The organism is Oleiphilus sp. HI0080 (assembly GCF_001635135.1).
Genome location: NZ_LWFU01000350.1, coordinates 1 through 4690, shown reverse-complemented (window position 1 = coordinate 4690; position 4690 = coordinate 1). Strand labels below are relative to the sequence as shown.

Below are 4690 nucleotides of genomic sequence, written 5' to 3'. Positions count from 1 at the left end.
TATCCCTCGGCTGAGGAAACACTTGGGGATGTTGGATGAAATGCTTCAATCGTCCGTCAAGCAATCGGATGAGCACGCTCAAATGATGTTGATTGGCCGGCGGGATATTCGTTCCAACAACTCTTGGTTGCATAATAGCCAGCGGCTCGTCAAAGGTAAGAACCGCTGTACCGCGCAGATTAGTGAGGAAGATGCCAAACTAAGGAAAATCTCCAATGGTGACTTGCTTAAAGTATCGACCGACTATGGCGCGGTCACCATCGAATGTGAAGTGACGGCAGATATCATGCCTGGTGTTATTAGTATCCCGCATGGTTGGGGGCATGATCATGAAGGTACGCAGCTTTCAATAGCGAGTAAGCGGCCGGGGGTAAATGTGAATGTACTTATCTCCGATCAGTTTGTCGATAAACTAACAGGAACATCGGTTTTAAACGGTATGCCTGTCAGGGTCGAAGTGTTGAAAACACCGCCACGTAAAGCGGCCTCACGAGCTGCAAAACCAAAAGCGGCAGCGGCAAAGAAAACCAGAGCTCGCAAAGCCAAGGTTGCATCATAGGCGCAGCAGATGTGCCTAAAAAGCAAATCACAAACAAACCATAAAAGTAGTAAACACTATGGTGATACCGCATGAGTCGGTGAGCTCCGAAGCGCTCGAAGGCCTGTTAAAAGAATATTGTCATCGCGCTTGGGGGCTGAATGATACCGAATCCCCAGAGGCAGAGCGCATCGCTTTTGCTCAAAAGGCGCTTAATAACGGTGAACTGGTGCTTTGGTACAGTGAGTATGAAGAAAGTGCTTATCTGTTAGCAGCGAATGAACTGCCCGACCTTAACACTCCGCCACAACAGCACGAGTAAGACGGTATGTCTCAATTCATTGTTGGGCAAGAAGAGCTTTTAAAACGCGCGGGCAAGGCGGGTTACCAGCGTGGCATTGCCGCTTATCAAAGTAATCGCATCGAGAAGTATCATCGAAAAGGCAACTTCGTCACTGCAGTGGTTGATGGCTTTGATGTTGAGTTAAAGCATGTCGGGAACATCGTTGATGGGCATTGTTCGTGTCCAGAGTCCGATGGTTTTGACTTTTGCCATCACTGTGTAGAGCTGGTTTTACATGGCAATCACTTGTCTCAGCAGTTGCTCTCGTTGTCGAAGGGGCCTGAAAAATCCCGAATTTTTGCCTACCTACTTGGCTTAGATAAACAGGTGATGGCCAAGCATATGCTTGATCTTCTTGAGCAGATGCCCGAGCAGTTTGAGCGCTTTTCGTTGAAGGCGACCTTGTCGAATGAGCAGATCGACTTCGTAAAGCTAAAAGCGCGAGTCACAGAGTTAACGCGGATTGATGACAAGAGGAATCTGTTTAGTCAGCGGCAAGTAAAAGTCTTTTTTTCTCGCATTAATCAATTATTTGCCGAGTTTGAGCAGGCCGAGTTTGAGGTCTATCCAAAAGAAGGACTAAAGTTGGTTGAGTATGCACTTGCTCGCCTTACTCAGCTATTGCAACAGGTTGATGATAAGTGGGGTTTTCACGAACAGCCTGGTAAGCATCTTCGTCATCTGTATCAACGTCTGTTTGTTCTTCTTGAGGGTCGCCCTTTAACACTGGTGAAGCGCTTTGAGAAAGTCTACTTTGCGGACAAATTTTCTCTTATAGGTCTTGATTACGAGTGCTATTTGTCCGCCGCAGAAGGTGCTGTTGCGCTCTTTCGTTCGCGCGCTAGCGCTTTATGGGCAGCCCAAAAGGTCCCGCAAATCAAGTTACCTAAAGCGGCCTCAGCCCATGCTTCTCTTCCTCAGCTTGAAGACGCGTGGCAATGGCGAAAATTGGCTCAACAAGTTGTCTCGTTAGCAACACCCGATTATGCCAAGAAACAGCACGTCCTTTGGCTTCAGACCTTACGAGAAGAGTTGGCCTTGAGCCCTATGAGCTGGCTGAATTGGCTTGAAGAAATTGAATCACAACATGGGTGTGATTACGCCTTCGAACGGGCTCTCGTCGCTTTACAGAAACACCCTGTCAATGAGGCGGTTGCCAAAAAAGCAATTCAGCTTGGTTTTGCGCTAAATGATGCTGTTGCACTTCAGCGTCTCGCTAACACCAATGCGACGGCTTTTATTGAATGGTTGTCCTTTGCTGATTCTGAAATACTGGAATCGATGCCAGAGGCGCTAATGTTAGATCTTTATCGTACTGTTGCTGCGATTAACCCGCATGAAGACCCGGAGGAGAGACAGTATCGTGCTCTCACGCAGTTAGCGGATTTACTTGTTAAACGTTACATAGCGGGCTTAGCTATGGTTCTTGGTCAAGATGAGCGAATACTCATTGATCAGCGGGTAAAAATTAGCAAGTTAATGGATGAGGCCAAAGATCTGGCTTCTGTGCTGCGTCTTCGGCAAGTCCTGATCCCCTACCTGTTGTCAAAAAAACAAAATCGAAGCGATGATCTTGCCGCAGAGCAGCTCGTATTGTTGCGCCAGAACTATGAGCAACAGGGTCTATCTCAAGACGAATTTGATCAGTTTGTGGCGTCATTTGACTACATGATTCGAGAACGGAGCAATTTTTCTCGATTAGTGGAAAAACACCGAGCAGCGCCGCATTGAGTTTTACTATCTTAATAAGCGGGGCATAAAGGGGTGACAAGGTGATGCCTTAATCGCGATAATCCCCTGCTGTATTACCCATTAAACTAACCAAGAACTCTCAGGAAAAGCTATGTCAGACGAACCACAGATGAATATGGATGCAGCCAACTTGTATCGCGAAGATATGTATACAGATCAAAAAATCGGAACCATCCGTGTTATGACGCCCGTGACGCAGGACGGAGAGCGCGACGATTCTCGAGCCGTTCAGTACCTTGGGCAGGCGCAAATGATGACGCCTGCCGGAGCGCTGCCTCTAAGTTTTGAGCTTCCAGTGGATAATCTTGCTGCTGCCGTAGAAGCATTTTCAGATGGCGCTGCACAGGCGATGGAAGACACAATGAAAGAGCTACAAGAGATGCGCCGTCAGCAAGCATCACAGATCGTTGTGCCTGGTTCCGAAGGGGGGCCAAAGATCCAAATACCTTAACCAAGCGTATGCATCGAGCGTTAGAAAACAATAACAGGTCAATGTCAGCGTGGTGATTAATCACACCATGCTGACTCACTCAACTCAGGGACTCATACTATGTTGGTATTACATCATCTAAACCATTCTCGATCTCAACGGATTCTTTGGCTCCTCGAAGAGCTTGGCGTCGACTATACGATCAAACTGTACGAGAGAGACCCCGTCACCATTCGTGCTCCGAAGAGTCTCAAAAAGGTGCATCCACTCGGCAAGTCACCGGTGATCACTGATGGTGATATCACCGTCGCAGAATCCGGTACGATCATTGAATACCTCCTTCGAACGTATGATAAAAACGGTGCATTCAAGCCAGAGGCTGGTCAGAAAGAGACCGATGTGAGCTACTGGCTTCACTTTTCGGAAGGCTCCTTGATGCCTCCTTTGTTAATGGCGTTGCTGTTCGACAAAGTGAAGGAAAGCCCAATGCCATTTTTCGTAAAACCTATTGCCAAGGGAATATCGGCGAAAGTGATGGGCGACTTCGTTCAACCTGAGATAGACAGCCTTCTGGCATTTATTGAAACGCATCTGGCTGGGAAAGAATGGTTCGTGGGGGACACGTTGACGGGTGCCGATTTCCAAATGAGCTTTCCGTTGGAGGCGCTTGTGGCAAAAGGAAAAATCTCTGACGCGACTTGCCCTAACATTTGCGCCTTCGTCGAGCGTTGCCAGTCTCGGCCAGCGTATCTAGAAGGTTTGAGTAAGGGTGGGGACTACGAGTACGGCCCAAAAAGTTAGCTAACTTCAGCGCTCAGTGGCGGAGGTACTCGAACATTTTTGAGAACTCTCCGCTCTCCTCAAGCCCAGCTACCGCGTCTTCAAAGTCTTTCATAAGTACTTCGCCTCTCTTGTTCCTTGAGAAGATGACATGAGTCTTTCGGTTTTTGCTTAGAGGTCTTGGGTGAAGGGCGAGCATGGTCACCTCTTCTTGAGAAAGGTTTTTCTTCGCGATCGACCAAGCCGTATCTTTGTTGAGTGGAAATACGTCAACACGGCCTTCAAGCAAATTTTTCAAACTCTCTGAGTCGGTTTGTGCTGTTTCTGTGACGAACAAGCCCTTACTCCTATGCTCTTCGAAGGCTTCGCCGTAGCTGTATGCTTCTGTCATGCCGATGCGCAGTCCTTTTAAGTCGACCCACTCCTTCCAGTCAAATTCTGAGCTCTTGAGCGACATAAATAAATGATAACTCGTGGTGAGAGGGCGGCTAAAAAGCAAGTGCTCTAACCTGGCAGGCGTCTTAGACCAGCCGAGTGAGGTGTCCCAGATACCCAGCTTCACATTTTCGATGCACCGCTGCCACGGTGCCCAGATGACATTTGTCTTGTGTCCCGCTAGCTTGAAAATTTGGTTTGCAGCACGCGTCATTGGCCCGGGCCGTTCGTTTCCGGCATTGACGATGTGCGGAGGCCAGTCATCAATACAGATGCTAACGGTATGCTCGTCGGCAGACGAAGTAGCGGAAAAAACGAAACATAACCACAATGCCAATATAACCATCTTGGTTTGCTTAAGCCTGTATAGGGCAGCTATTTGCCCAGCTTTTAATGCGCCAAGTACGGAAGA

Annotated in this window: 6 protein-coding genes; 5 read left to right on the top strand and 1 reads right to left on the bottom strand. The window is 48.1% G+C overall.

Going from position 1 to position 4690, the window contains the following annotated elements; all coding sequences use genetic code 11:
* The 5 genes from A3751_RS05060 to A3751_RS05040 form a co-directional block, all read left to right on the top strand.
* On the top strand, positions 1-559 hold a 559-nt coding region (locus A3751_RS05060; RefSeq protein WP_304439010.1), incomplete at its 5' end, for a molybdopterin dinucleotide binding domain-containing protein.
* 58 nt (positions 560-617) lie between these two features.
* Entirely contained in the window at positions 618-860 is a 243-nt protein-coding gene (locus A3751_RS05055; protein ID WP_068452959.1) for a YheU family protein, read from the top strand.
* A gap of 6 nt (positions 861-866) precedes the next feature.
* Entirely contained in the window at positions 867-2612 is a 1746-nt protein-coding gene (locus A3751_RS05050) for an SWIM zinc finger domain-containing protein (protein ID WP_068452957.1), read from the top strand.
* 112 nt (positions 2613-2724) lie between these two features.
* Positions 2725-3084: a hypothetical protein gene (locus tag A3751_RS05045; protein WP_068452953.1), complete on the top strand. Its 360-nt coding sequence runs from the start codon at positions 2725-2727 to the stop codon at positions 3082-3084.
* A gap of 99 nt (positions 3085-3183) precedes the next feature.
* On the top strand, positions 3184-3864 hold the full coding sequence (locus A3751_RS05040) for a glutathione S-transferase family protein (RefSeq protein WP_068452946.1): 681 nt from the start codon (positions 3184-3186) through the stop codon (positions 3862-3864).
* A gap of 13 nt (positions 3865-3877) precedes the next feature.
* Here A3751_RS05040 and A3751_RS05035 read toward each other — a convergent pair.
* On the bottom strand, positions 3878-4690 hold an 813-nt coding region (locus A3751_RS05035), incomplete at its 5' end, for an ABC transporter substrate-binding protein (protein WP_068452944.1).